This is a genomic window from Rathayibacter rhapontici, assembly GCF_001995175.1.
GTDB lineage: Bacteria > Actinomycetota > Actinomycetes > Actinomycetales > Microbacteriaceae > Rathayibacter.
In genome coordinates, this window is sequence record NZ_MUKN01000002.1 from 80,541 (window position 1) to 95,437 (window position 14,897).

The following is a 14,897-nucleotide window of genomic DNA, read 5'->3' on the forward strand; positions in this document are numbered from 1 at the left end:
GGTTCTTCCGGTGGCTCGGGCCGGCACCTGCCCGCCTCTCTGCGACAGGCTCGGAGAGACCCGCTCCACTGCTCGACGAGGACTCGCGATGACGCTGATGCCCACGCCGAGCGGAGCGGGTTCCGGCAGCCGGCCGCGGAGCGCGACTCCGCGGCGGCCCATCGACGCCACCGGGACGCCGCACCCTCCGGCGCCCGCGAGACCCTCCAGGAGCCCCGAGTGAACCTGACCGACCACCAGCTGCAGGCCGCGACCTGGGAGGACCGTCAGGCGCTCGCCGAGACGATGATCCCGCTGATCGGCGATCTCTACCGTCGCCGCCGGGTGGTGACGTCGCTGCACGGGACGAGCCTGATCAACCGGTCGACGATCGAGCTGCTGAAGGCGCACCGCTTCGCCCGTCATCTGGACGAGTCGGAGCTCTCGCTGGCCGAGACGCTGCCGATCCTGCGGATCCTGACGCAGCTGGAGCTGGGGCGGCCTCGATCGACGTCGCGCAGCTCGCGTTCCTGTTCCGCACGCGGGAGGGGTCCGAGCCGCTGGAGGAGTTCCTCCGGGAGCAGCTCGCCGCGGTCGTGGGCGGGGTGCCGCGGGTCGCGGGCGGGCAGGGGCCGCGGGACGTGGTCCTCTACGGATTCGGGCGGATCGGGCGCCTGGTGGCGCGACTCCTGATCGAGCGGGGCGGGCAGAGCTCGACCCTGCGGCTGCGCGCCGTGGTCGTGCGCCGCGGATCGGCGGACGATCTGCGCAAGCGCGCGAGCCTGCTCCGGCGCGACTCGGTGCACGGCCCGTTCGCGGGCACGATCACGGTGGACGAGGAGAACGACACGATCCTGGCCAACGGGACGCTGGTGAAGTTCCTCTACTCCGACGACCCGGCGAGCATCGACTACCGCGCCCACGGGATCGAGGACGCGATCATCGTGGACAACACGGGCCGCTGGCGCGACGAGGCGGGCCTCTCCCGGCACCTCGAGTCGCCGGGCGCCCGGCAGGTGCTGCTCACCGCACCGGGCAAGGGATCGCTGAAGAACATCGTGCACGGCATCAACCACGACGCGATCAGCGCCGACGACCGGATCGTGTCGGCCGCGTCGTGCACGACGAACGCGATCACACCGATCCTGAAGGCGGTCCACGACCTCGTCGGGGTGCGCAGCGGGCACGTCGAGACGGTGCACTCGTTCACCAACGACCAGAACCTGATCGACAACTTCCACGCCGGCGATCGCCGCGGCCGCTCGGCGGCGCTGAACATGGTGATCACCGAGACCGGAGCGGCGACCGCCGTCGCCAAGGCCCTGCCCGAGATGGAGGGACGGCTCACCGGGAGCTCGATCCGGGTGCCCACGCCCGACGTGTCGCTCGCGATCCTGAACCTGCGCACGGAGCGTCCGATCGCGAGGGACGCGATCAACTCGCACCTGCGCCGCGCCTCGCTGGACTCGCCGCTGCGCCGCCAGATCGACTACCTCGAGTCGCCCGAGATCGTGTCCACCGACATCCTCGGCTCCCGGCACGCGGGCGTGGTCGACGGTCTCGCGACGATCGCGACCGAGGACGGGGTCGTGCTCTACGTCTGGTACGACAACGAGTTCGGCTACAGCTGCCAGGTCGTGCGGGTCCTCGAGACCCTGGCCGGCGGCCAGGTGCCGTCGTTCCCCGCCGTCGCGCCGCGGAGGGACCTCGCGCCCGTGCCGGCGTGAGCACAGACCACCGGGACGATCACGTCCCGGGCTGAACGGGAGCGGGCGTCCGCGTCCGCTCCTCGGGCCGGGGTGTCTGGAGGGTCGCCCCGGCCCCACTCGACCGCTGCCGACCGCGATCGCGGTGGTGCCGCTGAGGTCCGGCGCCTCCCCGCTGCTCGTCGGAGCGGTGCGGGGAGGCGCCGGGGCGGTCACATCCCGTCGCGGATCATCGCCTCGGTGAGGTCGACGTTGCGCTCGAAGGCGAGCTCGGAGAACTCGTTCGAGTAGTTCAGGCCGTAGGGCCAGATGTGCGGGTTGCTGCAGTTCAGGCGGGCTCCCGCGCCGTCCCACGACGCGAGCAGGGAGAGCGCGTCCGCGCCCGTCCAGGCTCCGTCGACGCACTTCGCGTAGTAGCCGCCGCTGGTGCCGATGCCGAGGGTGTGCCCGATCTCGTGCAGGGCGGTCCCCTCGACCATGTATCCGCGGTTCGCGCCGAAGCTCATGACTCCGTCGATGTTGGCCTCGGCCGTGGGGACGCCGGGGTTGTAGTAGACCCGCAGGTGCTTGGAGATGTCGGTGCGGGCGTTGTAGCGGTCGACCGCCGCCCCGACGGCCGCGTCGATGCGGCTGTAGGCGTCGAGCTGATCGGCGGTCGGGTTCGCCTCGCGTTGGATCGTGTAGGTCATCTCGCGGACGGACGCGTCCGTGAGGCGCCAGCGCTGGGCTGTGCTGCCGGTGCAGGTCCACTGCTGGATCAGGGCGCCGTCGTTCTGCGCGAAGTCCTTGTCGTCGAGGCAGAGTGCGCTGTGCCGGTTGGCGATCTCGCTGTAACCGTCGCCGACGTCGGTGATCCGCCACTGCTGCACCGGGGCGCCGCTGCAGGTCCACTGGCGGACCTCGGCGCCGGGTGTGGTGCTCCAGTTGTAGTCGTCGAGGCAGAGGCCGGAGTAGCGGTTCTTGATCTCGGCGTAGCCGTTGCCGAGGTCGCGCACCTCCCACAGCTGGTTGCTGCCCTTGAGGCAACTCCACTGGCGGACCTCGGCGCCGGGGGTCGTGGCGAACCCGTAGTCGTCGAGGCACAGGCCGCTGTGCTCATTGCGGATCTCCTGGTTGGAGCCCGTGCCGACCGGGGCGGCGGAGGCGGGGGTGCTGACCCCGAGGGTCGTCAGGCCGACGAAGATCGCGGCGGCCAGAGCGCCGAGCACCCGGGCCTTCCGAGGGGACGTCCTTGTCCGATTCATGCGTGTTCCTTCCGTGAGCTCCGGTCGTCCGGCTGGACGTCCGGTCGTGCATCCCCGGAGGCCCGCCGCCTGCTCCGGGGAAGCGGGCGGCCGGCCTCCGGCGACGTGGATGGGGGCTGCGCTGCCCGGGCCCGCTCCTCGTCGAGGGGAGCGGGCCCGTCAGCGCGGGATCAGCCGCAGCGCAGTGCCGGGTGCGTGGCGGTGACCGGAGCGGTCGCCGCGCCGACCGTCGCCGTCCCTGTGACCGTCCCGGCGGCGATCGACGTCGCTCGGGTGGAGATCGCGAGGGTGCCGGTCTTCTGGGATCCGACGAGCTGCGTCCTCTCGCCCCAGGGTGTGCTCCAGCGGATGTCGGCGCTCTCGGCGCCGGTGTTCTTGGTCGTGAGGGAGACGACGACCTTGCCCGAGATGCAGCGGACGGTGGCGGTCGAGGCGATCTTCACCGGGGTCCCCTCGACCACGACGGTCGTCCGGACGGTCCGGTTGGCTGTCGCGACCTCCTCGGTCCGGCTCATGTCGAGCACGGGGAGGCCGTCGGCGGCCCAGTGGATGCGGCGGAGGTAGGCGTCGCGGTGGGTGCTGCCGTCGGCGCGCGCGTGGAACACGAGCACCTCGTTGCCGTCCTCGTCGACCGTGAAGCTGTTGTGCCCCGGGCCCCAGAGGTTCGCGACGGGATCGCTCTTCAGCAGGGGCGCGTCGGATTTGGTCCATACGCCCTGGTCGGTCAGGTCGGCGCCCGATTCGGCGACGAGCAGTCCGACCGCGTAGGTGCGGTCCGTGGCGGCTGCGGAGTAGGTCAGGAAGACCTTCCCGTCGCGGAAGATCGCGGTCGCCCCTTCGGCGACGTTCGTCTGGTTGGTCTCCCAGCCCAGCGACGCGGTGATGAGCTTGCGCGGTTCGCTCGTGAGCCGCCACGGGTTCGCCGGGTCGATGGTCGCGATCCACAGCTCGGCGTCGCCGATGACTCCGCCGGTGATGTAGCGCTGCGACCACGCGACGTAGGTGCGTCCGCCGTCCTGGAACGCGGTCATGTCGAGGCTGATGCCCGGGTGCTGCGCGTCGCGCTGCAGAGCGGAGCCGTCCTGCTTCAGGACCGGCCGGGGGGCCTCCCAGTCGGCGAGCACGGTCGGGTCGCCGCCGGTGCGGAGCTTCTGCACGTAGACGGTGACCTTCTGCCAGTCCACGGCTCCGATGCACGGGGCGTAGAAGGCGTAGAGCTCCCCGTCGAGAGCGTGCAGCTCGGGTGCCCAGTAGCAGCCCTGGATGCCCGCGGTGCCCTTGCGGACGATCATGCTGTCCGGCGCGGTGCGGAGCCCGTCGATGGTCGGCGCGCTGCGGAGGAACATGCCGGGCTGGTCGTCGCCGCGGTCGTCGGTCGAGATGAAGAGGTAGCGGTCCTTCCATTTCAGGATGTTCGGGTCGGCCTCGGCCCGGAGGAACGGGGCGGCGTAGTCGCGCTGGCGCACGGTCCCCGCGACCTGGTAGGTGCCGGGCTTCGAGGTGTCGACCGCGGCGAGGTCGGCGGCCGACCAGTCCACGGGCAGCTGCTTCGTCGATCCGTCGGTGTAGGAGAGCGTCGCCTTCCCGGGCGTCGGCACCGCGGCGCCCTGCGCGACGGTGGTGCCGGCGCCTGGACGGTGGTGTTGCGGAGGCGGCCCAGGCGGTTCTCGAGGCCGGTCGCGGCCGGGGCGGGGAGCACCAGGACGTTCGAGGGAACGGCGCCCTCGATGGTCGTCGTGGCGGCGGGGTCCGACAGCGTCAGCCCGCCGGCGCGGAGGTCGCCGCGGGTGGCGGGGTCGGCGAGATCGCCGAAGGAGCGCGAGTACTCGGCGCCCTGGGCGTCCTTCCAGGTGACGCGGTAGACGTCGGCGGCCGAGTCCCAGACGGCGCGGGGATCGACGGCCGCGGACACTCCGAGGTCGAGGAATCCGGCCGGCTCGTAGGCCACGAGGTCGGTCGAGGTGAACAGCAGGGGAGTGCCGCGGTGCGCGGGATCGACGTCGCCGTTCGCGAGGGTGCGGGTGGCGAGCACGCCGTAGCCGCCGTCGGCGAGCGAGAACACGTAGGGGTCGCGGAGCGTCCGGGTCTCGACGAGGTCGAGCGTGCCGGTCGGCTGCGCATCGGTGAAGAGCACGCCGTAGTTCTCGTTCAGGGCGGTGGTGCCGGTGCGGGTCGCGCCGAGGCCGAGGTGCATGCTGTACGCCAGCTTCGGGCCGTAGACCTGGGTGGCGAGGGGTGTGCGCTCGTACGAGAGCAGGTAGCGCGCCTGCGCCGCGGGGAGGACCCGGACGTCGAACGCCTTGGTGCTCGAGGCGGTGCCGGAGCGCAGCTGGGCGGTGACGACTCCCTGGACCGCGGCGGTGCCGGTGACGCGGAGTGCGCCGTCGACCACGCCGAGACCGGGGGTGCTCGTCGTCCAGGTGATCGTCGATCCGGTCGGTGCGGCGGGCAGGACCTCGCCGTCGGCGACTGTCGGGCGCAGGACGACGCCCTGCGCGAGTGCGTCGAGGTCGGCCTGGGCGTTCTGCGCGGCCACCGCGAGCTCGAAGGAGCGGCTCGTGGTCGCCCCGCCGAGCGCGAGCGACGCGGTCAGCGTGACGGGCACGTCCGCTCCGCTGCCGGGCCGGGTGACGACTCCGGTGCTGCTGATGCGGGCCGGGTCGGAGCTCGTCCACGTGATCCGGGAGCCCTGCGCACCGGTGGTCGGGAGGCGGAGATCCGTGGTCACCCGGCCGGGTCCGAGGTCGATGGCAGCGGCGTCCGAGGCGAGTGCCGCCGTGCGGACGGCGGGGTCCACCCCGGTCCAGTAGGCGTCCGAGACCTGCTGGGCGGTCAGCGCGGAGGTGCGGATCTCGAAATCGCGCACGCCGCCGCGGTAGAAGGGGTCGGGGTAGGAGGAGCGGCCGATGTACCCGACGAGGTTCGTGCCGAGGTCGGCGACGGAGCGGTTCGTGCTCACCTTCGCGATCAGGCGGCCGTTGTAGTAGCCGGTCAGCGAGCCGGGCTCGAGGACCGTCGTGTACAGGCCCCACTGCGCGTCGGTGGTCGGGCCGGCCGGAGTGCTCGAGCCCGAGATCCCGGCCTCGGTGGTCCACGGGGCGGAGGGGTTGCTGCTCGCCGTGATGACGGACTTGAAGCGGCCGGAGGGGTCGCGCGGGTTGAGCAGCCAGTACTGCGACGGCAGGTTCTCGGTCGTGCCGAAGAAGGCCGCCGCGGAGTTGCCCGCGCCGGTGTCGTTGCGCAGCCAGGACTGGATCGTCAGGGTGCTGCGGCCGTCGACGAGGCCGCGGGGCATCTCGACGTAGGCGGCGGAGCTGCCGCTCGCACCGCCGGGGAGGCGGAGCTCGTCGCCGACGACGCTCGCTCCGGTGCCCCGGAGGACGGCGTCGCGGCCACCGCCCGAGGAGTCGGGGACGGTCGTGCCGGTCAGCTGGGAGAAGTCGTACTGCACGAGGAGGTCCTCGGCCGCAGCTGCGGGCAGAGCGGGGAGGGTCACCCCCGCTGCGACGACGATCGAGGCGAGGACCCCGGTGAGGGCGGTCCTCCAAGGACGGACGGAGGTCATCGATACTCCTTCGTATCAGCGGCGCCGCGGGGCACCGCGGTCGATCGAGAGGGGCGCGCGAGCGCGCCGGGGATCCGGGTGGGAGGACGCTCGGCGCCCTCCCGCCCGGAGTGGTGGTGCCGTCAGCTGCAGCGCGCGGCCGCGTAGGTCGCGGTCAGCGGCGCCTGCACGCCGTTCGCGGTCGAGGTCCCCGTGAGGGTCCCCGCTGCGACCGACGTCGCGCGGGTCGAGATCGCGAGGGTCGAGGTCTTCAGCGCCCCCACCTGCTGCACCTTCGCGCCCCAGGGGGTGCTCCAGCGGATCTCGGCGGCGGCGGCGCCCGCGTTCCTGGCGGTGATCGTGACGACGACCTTGCCGGCGACGCACCGCGAGACGGCGGTGGCGATGACCGTGGCGGTCGGGGCGACGACGGTGACGGAGGCGCGGACGGTCCGGTTGCCCGGGGCGAGCTCCTGCGCCTTGGTCAGCGACAGGTCGAGTGCCCCGTTCGCGCGCACGTTCACGGCCTTGAACCAGGTGTTGCGGTCGGCGTCGAAGAGCCCGCCGGCGCCGTTCGGGTCGCTCGCCGTGTGCGGATCCGGGAAGGGCCGCGCGTGGTAGGCGAGGAGGAGGTTCCCGGAGGTGTCGTGCAGGAACGAGTTGTGCCCGCCGCCCGCGTGCTCCCGCGTGTAGTAGTCGTCCTCGTCCACGCCGATCCGGCCGGCGGAGGTGTCGTTGGTCGAGAGCACGGGGAACGGGGTGAGCGTCCAGCTGGCCGGGTTCTGCAGGTCGGCGCTCGCGTCCGCCGACAGCATGCCGAGCGTGTAGTACTTGTCGACGGTGCCGCCGGAGTAGGTGATGTGGATCCTGTCGCCCTGCTGCACCATGTAGGGCGCCTCGACGATGCCCTGATCGCGCCCCTCGGTGGTGTCGGACGGGGTCGGCGACAGCTTGCCGATCTCCCACGGCTGGCTCTCGCCGTAGACCCGGCTCAGCGCGCCGTCGACCACCGGGACGGTGCCCTTGGGCCCCTGCTTCACCTTCGAGATCCGGATCTGCTTGTCGATCGGCATCACCCAGTAGCCCTGCTGCACGCCGGCCTCGGTGCGCTCGAAGTAGCTGACGTCGAAGGCGGCGCCCTCGAGGATCACCGGCTCGCCCCAGTTGCCGCGCTCGAGGAACCCGCCCGCGGCGATCGACGCGTCCGTGCCGGTGTAGGGGATCAGGACGGTGTTGTCGCACCAGCCGCCGACGGGCGCGTAGCCCTTGTTCATGCCGGCGACGATCCACCAGGTGCCGTTGATCTTGTGGAACTCCTGCGCCCAGATGAAGCCGCCCCAGCCGTAGTGCGTGTTGGGGAACTCGCCCTCGCGACCAGGGGTGCCGGCGTCGGGATCGACGACGATCTGCTCCGGGGCGTCCTTCAGGCCCTCGATGGTCGTCGCGCGCTTCAGGCCGATCTTGCGGTAGCTCTGGCTCTCGTTCACGGGCTCGAGCGACGACTGCGCGTAGTGCGAGCCGGTCAGGTAGTAGTAGCCGTCGTCCTCGTTGAAGAAGACGTGCGGATCGGCGCGGGCCTCGCTGACCATCTCCTCGCGGTGCTGCTGCACGGTGCCGGTGACCTCGTAGGTGCCGGGCCGGGTGGTGTCGAGCGACTCCTCCGCCCAGTCGACCGGGAGGTTCTTGGTGGAGCCGTCGTTGTAGTCGAGGACGACCTGGTCGGGGAGCGCGGTGTCGACGGCGGCGGGGGTCGCGCCCTGGGGCACGCTCGCTCCGACCGGCTTCACCCCGGTGTTCTGCAGGTCGACGTAGTTCTTGTAGAAGACGTCGAACTCCGCGGTCGTCAGGCTGAACTCGCTCGCCTGGTTCTGCGTGGTGAACGACGGGAGGCCCGCGCCCTGCACGCCGAGGGTCCGGGCGTCCGCCCGGGTCGTGGCGCCGGGGGTCGTGCCCGCAGCGAGGTCGTCCAGCAGCGTGACGCGGCCCTCGCCGGTGAGCAGGTCGGTCCAGAAGACCTTGTACTTCTGCGCCGCGGCGTCGTGGACGAGGCGCGGGTCGGTGACGACCGAGCCCGGCGCGAGCCGGATCGTGCGCTGCTGCGTGAGCGAGCGCCCGTCGGGCGAGGTCCAGAGGTAGACGGAGTCGGTGGCGTTGTTCTGCCCGGCGACCGCGCCCAGCGAGCCGTCGGCCGTGCGGAAGAGGCTCGGCGAGCCGATCTGCGCGTTCGGACGGGCGGACTGGTCGCCGTCGTTCGCGACGGAGAGGATCGCCTGCGAGCGGTTCAGCGGCTCCCAGGTGGTCGCCCCGGCGGGCAGCGCGGCGGCGTGGAGAGCGTCGGCGCGGCGATCGTCGTGGTAGGCGATCGGGTCGTCCTTGGTGCCGTTCGTCGTCGTGACCGTCTTGACGTAGGTCGCGATGCGGCCGCCGAGAGCGACGAGGCGCGCGTCCCAGGCGAAAGTCTGGGCGACGCCGTCGACCGCGGCCTGCACGCGGACGGCGACCGGTGCCGAGGTGAGCCCGGTCGTGTCGACCGCTCCGTTCGCGGCGATGCGGGCGGCGCCCGCGCCGGTCGCGCTCCAGGTGATGGTGCGTCCGAGCACCTGCGAGGGCAGATCCGAGAGGAGCGTCGACGGCACGGCGAGCGCCGCTCCGACATCGGTCGCGACCGTCGTGCTCTCGGCGCCCAGCTCAGCGCTCGTGAGCGCCCGATCGTAGACGCGCAGATTGTCCAGGAGTCCGGTGAAGTACTCGCCGCCGCCCCAGTTCGCCTTGCCGACCTGCAGCACGCCGCCGGCCGCGCCGAGGATCTGCGACAGGGTCGTGCCGGACGCGTTCACCGCCACCGGCTTCCTGTCGACGTAGACGCGCGCCGTGGAGCCTGAGATCACGAGGTCGACGTGCTTCCACGCCGTGGTCGCGCTCGGCGCGGTCAGGTTGCCCGAGGTGTCGCGGCTGCCGGCGTTGTCGTAGCGCTCGACGGAGATCCCGGTCGTGCGGTCGAGGATCCCGAGGTAGTGCTCCTGCGCGAACTCCTGGCGCACGGCGGAGCGGGCGGCGAAGACCGACCAGCCGGTGTTGGCGGTCGAGTCGGGCCTGCTGTCGTACGAGAGCGTGATGCTGTCGCGCCCCTTCAGCAGGGGAGTGCCGTCGGCGGCCTTCACGTCGAGCCAGAATGACGGGGAGAGGCGCACGGCCTGTCCCTGCCCCTCCTGCCCGGCGACCAGGGCCGCGGTGCCCTGCACGCTCGCGCGGGCTGAGCGGTCCGTGAACGCACCGCCGCTGGGCGCCGCGTCGAACGTGAACGACCCGAGCAGGCTCTGCTCGGGGGTCGGGACCGCGGCCGCGGCCCCGGTCTCGGCGGCCGCCACGGGCACGGTGCCGCTCGCGACGAGCGCGGCAGCGGCCAGGGCGGCGATGGTCAGGGAGCGTGTGCTCGAGTGTCGTCGTCTCGTCCTCATCGACAAGAGTCCCTTCGGGTTCGTCTTCGAATCCGCGCGGTCGGCTGCGTCCGCTGCGCTGCGGAGGCGGGCGGGCCGCAGTCCGATCGCGGGTGGTGCTCGGACCGTACCGTTGATTGTTCACGGTAACAAGGCGAGCGGACCGCCGCGCGGGCGCGTCGCGGACGAGGACTCGGCAGGACGGCGGCGCCCGCCGGGTCGGAGGGGACCGGACCCCTCGCGACCGGGCCTCAGAACCCGCCGGACCCGGTGCAGGAGATGGGGAGGGGGACCGCAGCGTCCCCGTCGACCCGCGGAACGGTCGCCGCCCAGGTGTTCATCGCCTCGAGGACGGGGCGCAGCCCGGACCCGACGGCGGTGAGCTCGTACTCGACCCGGGGAGGGGTCTCCGCGTAGGCGGTCCTGGTCAGGACGCCGTAGGTCTCGAAGCGCCTCAGCCTGTCGGTGAGGGTGTGGGCGCTGATCCCGGGCAGGGCCTTCTTCAGGTCGCCGAAGCGCCGGGGACCGTCGAGGAGCTCGCGGACGACGAGGGTGGCCCACGGGCCGTCGAGGAGGGTGAGGAACCGGGCGATCCCGCACTCGGGCCACTGGTCGGCGGAGAACGACACGGGATACGACCTCTCGCCGTCAGTGCAGTTGAAGTAACCCATGCATCGTATGCACTAATGGCCCCATGACCTACATCGTCCACGGAGCGACCGGTGCGCAAGGCGCTCCCGTCGCGGCCGCTCTCCTGCGTTCAGGCAGATCCGTCACTGCAGCCGTTCGGAACCCGGACGCGTTCACCGCCGGTCCGGCCGTGGCGGTCGACACGTCCGACGTGCCCGGCCTCCTCACCGCCTACACCGGCGCGGAAGGGGTCTTCGTCCATCTGCCCCTCGGGTCGCCGAGCCGGCAGCTCGAGCACGCGAGAGCGATCGTCACCGCCGTCTCCGGCGCCCGCCCTCCTCGAGTCGTCTTCTCGACCAGCGGCTACCCGCTGGGAGACGCCGACGACAGCCCCCACGGGGTGCTGATGCGGGGCCTCGAGGCGACGGGCGTCCCGGTGGCCGTGATCGCTCCGCGCCTCTACTCCGAGAACCTCCTCCTGCCGCCGGTGATCGCCTCCGTCCGCGAGCACGGGGTGCTCCCGTACCCGATCAGGGAGGACTTCCGCGTGTCGTGGGCCTCGCACCTCGACGTCGCGGACGTGGCCGTCCGACTCTTCGAGGACGTGGAGGTCACGGGCGTCGTCGCCGTCGGGGCGCTTCCCGGACTCCTCGGCTCGGACCTCGCCGCCGGTTTCGCGGACTACTTCGGCCGCGGAGCGTCCTTCCGCGCCCAGAGCCCCGATGAGTTCGCCGAGATGCTGATCCCCCTCTTCGGAGCGGACGCGATGACCCCCGTGGTCGACTCCTACCGCTGGCGCGCCACCCGGCCCGACGAGCTGATCGACGACGACCGCAGCGCGCAGCGGCTCCTCGGCCTGCAGCCGCGCTCGATCGAGCAGTGGCTCCGGGAGCTCGCCGTCTGAGCGCGCTCGCCGGACCGGCGCGGTCGAGGGCGGGCCCTCGGCGGTCGCGCCGGTAGCGTGGGCGGAGGGAGTCCCCGCTGCCGCGCGAGCCGGGTCGAGCAGGCGCTCCACGGACGGCGGTGGTGATGGATCTCGAGATCGGGCGCGGCCTGACGATCCCGGCGGCGGAGCTGCAGTGGCGGTTCTCCCGGTCGTCCGGGCCGGGCGGTCAGCACGTGAACACGTCCGACAGTCGCGTGCAGCTGACCTGGGACGTGGCGGGGTCGGCGGTGCTCGGCGAGGAGCAGCGGGCGCGGATCCTGGAGCGGCTGGAGCGGCGGCTGGTCGCCGGGACCGTCACGGTGACGGTGTCGGAGCAGCGCTCGCAGCTGCGGAACCGCGAGGCGGCGCTCGAGGCGCTGCGCGGACTGGTGAGCGCGGCGCTGGCGCCCCCGGCGGCTCCGCGGCGGGCGACACGGCCCACGCGTGGATCGGCCCGGCGCCACCTGGCGGCGAAGCAGCAGCGGTCGGCGACGAAGCGGCAGCGACGGCGCCCGACGGACGACTGACGGGGGGTGCGCTGCGTGACGTTTCTCGCTACCCCCGTCAGCGGGGCGTAGCGGTCGATCGCGCCGATCCGACGCGTGCGGTCTGCCAGAGTTCCTCCGAGTGCTCCCCGCGGGAGGAGCGCGAACGGCCCGTTCGGGCCGGCGGTGCGGTTCTGGGGAGAGGTGCTGTCAGTGACGCAGAATGCGCCAGCTGATCGGTCGGTGGCGCGGGAGCGGATCCGGCTCGCGGCACTCGACGACCTGCACATCGTGGGCACCGGCCCCGAGGAGCGGTTCGACCGGGTCACGCGGATGGCCAAGGAGCTGTTCGGCGTGCCGATCGCCGAGATCAACTTCATCGACCAGCAGCACCAGTTCACCAAGTCGCCGCAGCGGCCGGGCGGGTCCCCGTACACGCCGCGGGCCGACTCCTTCTGCGACGTCGTCGTGCAGCAGCCCGACATCGTCGTCGTGCCCGACGCGCTCGAGGATCCGCGGTTCTCGGAGCGGGGGACGGTCACCGGTCCGCCGCACGTGCGCTTCTACGCCGGCCGCCCGCTCAGCGTGGCCGACGGCGCGCGGGTCGGCACCATCTGCCTGGTCGACACGGCGCCGCGCGACCTCAGCGGCGAGGACCAGGAGCTCCTCGACGAGCTCGGTCGATGGGTCGAGCGCGAGCTGGTGCAGCAGCGCGCGGCCGACCACGCGGGCTGGACGCAGCGGCAGATGCTGCCCGCGGCCCTGCGCGTCGACGACTTCACGTTCGCCGGGTTCACGCAGCCCCACTCCGAGGTGGCCGGCGACTACTTCGCCGTCGAGGTGCTCGAGGGGCGCGTGGACGCGACGCTGTCCGACGTCATGGGGAAGGGCGTGTCCGCGGCTCTCGTCGCGTCGGCCGTCCGCTCGGCGTTCCAGGCCCGCCGCGGCTGGGAGCCCGGCGCGGCCGTGACCGCGGTCAACGAGCAGCTGCTCGCCGACCTGTCCGCCACGGGCACGTTCGCGACCCTCGTCCACACCAGCCTGGACACCGAGACCGGCGAGCTCCACTACGCCGACGCGGGCCACGGACTGACCGTGATCGTGCGCGCCGACGGCACCGCCGAGCGGCTGACGTCGACCGACTTCCCGATCGGGATCGGTGAGGACGTCGGATGGGAGGCGCGCGCGACGACGCTCCTCCCGGGCGACACGCTGCTCTCCTGCTCCGACGGGGCGCTGGACCTGTACGACGGCACTCTGGCGGCGCTCGACGAGCTGGCAGTCCTCGTCCGCGCCTGCGCCGACGACGGCGAGCTCTTCGCCGCGGTCGCGGACCTCATCGAGTCCGTCCCGCCCGACGACGACGTCACGCTGCTGGTCATCCGCCGGGACGAGGAAGAAGGAGGAGAGCGCTGATGCTGTCCGTCACCTATGTGAGCACGGCCGCCGAGTCGTTCGGCGACGCCGACCTCGCCGAGCTGCTGCGGCAGAGCCGCGACAACAACGCGCGCTCCGGCCTGACCGGGATGCTGCTCTTCAAGAACGGGCGCTTCATGCAGGTGCTCGAGGGCGAGGAGGAGGACGTGCGCGAGCGGTACCGGGCGATCGCGGCCGACCCGCGGCACACCGACGTCACGCAGCTGCTGAGCGAGTCCATCGAGGGGCGGCGCTTCCCGCAGTGGTCGATGGGCTTCCCGACGCCCGAGGACGCCGAGCTGCGGCGGGCGCCGGGCTACGACGCGTTCTTCGACTCGCCGCAGAAGCGGCGGAGCAGCTGGGACGAGCCGTCGCGGGCGCAGCTGCTGCTGGACTGGTTCCGGCAGCGCGCCTGAGGGTCGCGGCGCGGCGCGTGATCCGTCACGAACGGCCATCGCCGGAGCGCCGGGGCGGCCGTGCGTGACGGATGACCGCGAGGCGGGCGACGGCGCTCGCCGGGGATGGTCAGGTGGTGGCGCGGAGGAAGGCGACGGCGCGGAGGCGTGCATCGAGGAGCGTCGCCGGGTCGACCCCCTGCGGTCCGACGACGTCCACGTCGTCGTCGAGGAGGACGAGGGGCTCCGCGACCTCGGGCCCCTCGTGTCCGATCGTCGCGTGCGCCCAGGACGAGAGCGAGCGCACGTCCGTCTCTCCTGCGAGGAAGCGACGGCAGGCCGATCGGAGCGCGAGGATCGCGGTCTCGTCGGTGCCCTCTGCGAGCGGAGGTCGCCCCGCCTCGGCGAGGGCGGCGTTCAGGGCGTCGAGGACCTCCCAGGACGACGCGTCGGAATAGAGGGAGGCGAGCGCGAGCAACCCCGCTCCCAGGACTCCGCCGGCGACCTCGTCGACGGCCGCTGCGACGACGTGGCGGGAAGAGCCGCCGCCGAGGAGGAACTCGGCGCCGGCCTCGCGGACGCGTCCGGCGACGAGCCGGCGGAGAGGGCGATCGCCTCGAGCACCTCCGCTGTGATGCGCCCCGCGAGCCGTTCGGCGACCTCGGTCTCGAGCACCGTGTCGAACATCGCCGCCCAGCAGGTCCGCACGTGCAGTCCGAGGCAGGCCCCGTCCTGCAGGAGGAGCCGGGTGAGGTCGACCGCCTCGGGCAGGTACTCGTCGGCCGACGACTCCGGGAAGAGACCCCACAGGTCCTCGTCCGTCAGGACGGCCAGGATCGCGTCGCGGACGAGCGCCCACTCGGAGTCGTCCACCTCCGGGGAGCGGCGGTGCAGCAGAGCGCGGTGCTGCTTCTGGAGGCGCCGGAGCTCGCGGGCATCCGGCCGATTCCTCATCCCCCGAGCATGCCAGGCGCCGATCCGGCTCGGAGGGGGCTCGCTGACGCCCGATGACGCCGAGCTCCGGCGGACGCCCGGGTAACGACGCGTTCTTCGACTCCCCGCAGAAGCGGCGGAGCAGCTCGGACGAGCCGTCGCGGGCGCTGCTGCTGCTGGACTGGTTCCGGCAGCGGGACCGA

Annotated in this window: 10 protein-coding genes and 2 pseudogenes; 5 read left to right on the forward strand and 7 right to left on the reverse strand. The window is 72.5% G+C overall.

Annotated elements, in window-relative coordinates; genetic code table 11:
* Positions 1-285: 285 nt before the first annotated feature.
* Positions 286-1,706: pseudogene (locus B0T42_RS01245) on the forward strand (glyceraldehyde-3-phosphate dehydrogenase).
* Between the two features lie 191 nt (positions 1,707-1,897).
* On the opposite strand, the gene B0T42_RS01250 reads toward B0T42_RS01245, so the two are convergent.
* From B0T42_RS01250 to B0T42_RS01270, 5 genes and pseudogenes are all read right to left on the reverse strand, one after another.
* The gene (locus tag B0T42_RS01250; protein ID WP_077221619.1) at positions 1,898-2,929 is read right to left on the reverse strand and encodes an RICIN domain-containing protein; all 1,032 of its coding nucleotides are present in this window, start codon (positions 2,927-2,929) and stop codon (positions 1,898-1,900) included.
* A gap of 170 nt (positions 2,930-3,099) precedes the next feature.
* Entirely contained in the window at positions 3,100-4,527 is a 1,428-nt protein-coding gene (locus tag B0T42_RS20870) for a family 43 glycosylhydrolase (RefSeq protein WP_139344378.1), read from the reverse strand.
* A 938-nt stretch (positions 4,528-5,465) separates the two neighbouring features.
* Positions 5,466-6,494, reverse strand: a pseudogene (locus tag B0T42_RS21815) (immunoglobulin-like domain-containing protein); the annotation flags it as partial.
* 122 nt (positions 6,495-6,616) lie between these two features.
* Positions 6,617-9,931: a LamG-like jellyroll fold domain-containing protein gene (locus tag B0T42_RS01265; protein ID WP_077221621.1), complete on the reverse strand. Its 3,315-nt coding sequence runs from the start codon at positions 9,929-9,931 to the stop codon at positions 6,617-6,619.
* 230 nt (positions 9,932-10,161) lie between these two features.
* Positions 10,162-10,539, reverse strand: coding sequence for a winged helix-turn-helix transcriptional regulator (locus tag B0T42_RS01270; RefSeq protein ID WP_236720041.1), 378 nt, complete (start codon positions 10,537-10,539; stop codon positions 10,162-10,164).
* 65 nt (positions 10,540-10,604) lie between these two features.
* Between B0T42_RS01270 and B0T42_RS01275 the strand changes: the two genes are divergently transcribed.
* The 4 genes from B0T42_RS01275 (at position 10,605) to B0T42_RS01290 (ending at position 13,782) form a co-directional block, all read left to right on the forward strand.
* Positions 10,605-11,444: an SDR family oxidoreductase gene (locus tag B0T42_RS01275; protein ID WP_077221623.1), complete on the forward strand. Its 840-nt coding sequence runs from the start codon at positions 10,605-10,607 to the stop codon at positions 11,442-11,444.
* A 125-nt stretch (positions 11,445-11,569) separates the two neighbouring features.
* Positions 11,570-11,992, forward strand: a complete 423-nt coding sequence (gene arfB / locus B0T42_RS01280; RefSeq protein WP_077221624.1) for an alternative ribosome rescue aminoacyl-tRNA hydrolase ArfB — start codon at positions 11,570-11,572, stop codon at positions 11,990-11,992.
* A 201-nt stretch (positions 11,993-12,193) separates the two neighbouring features.
* Positions 12,194-13,366, forward strand: coding sequence for a PP2C family protein-serine/threonine phosphatase (locus tag B0T42_RS01285; RefSeq protein WP_077221625.1), 1,173 nt, complete (start codon positions 12,194-12,196; stop codon positions 13,364-13,366).
* Entirely contained in the window at positions 13,366-13,782 is a 417-nt protein-coding gene (locus B0T42_RS01290; protein ID WP_077221626.1) for a BLUF domain-containing protein, read from the forward strand. Before B0T42_RS01285 ends, B0T42_RS01290 begins: the two co-directional genes overlap by 1 nt.
* Positions 13,783-13,891: 109 nt before the next feature.
* On the opposite strand, the gene B0T42_RS19055 is transcribed toward B0T42_RS01290, so the two are convergent.
* Together B0T42_RS19055 and B0T42_RS01295 are read right to left on the reverse strand one after the other, a co-directional pair.
* A complete protein-coding gene (locus tag B0T42_RS19055; protein WP_094742649.1) occupies positions 13,892-14,239 on the reverse strand; it encodes a hypothetical protein in 348 nt (115 codons plus the stop codon).
* Positions 14,179-14,715: a hypothetical protein gene (locus B0T42_RS01295; protein ID WP_077221627.1), complete on the reverse strand. Its 537-nt coding sequence runs from the start codon at positions 14,713-14,715 to the stop codon at positions 14,179-14,181. Before B0T42_RS01295 ends, B0T42_RS19055 begins: the two co-directional genes overlap by 61 nt.
* Positions 14,716-14,897: the final 182 nt, after the last annotated feature.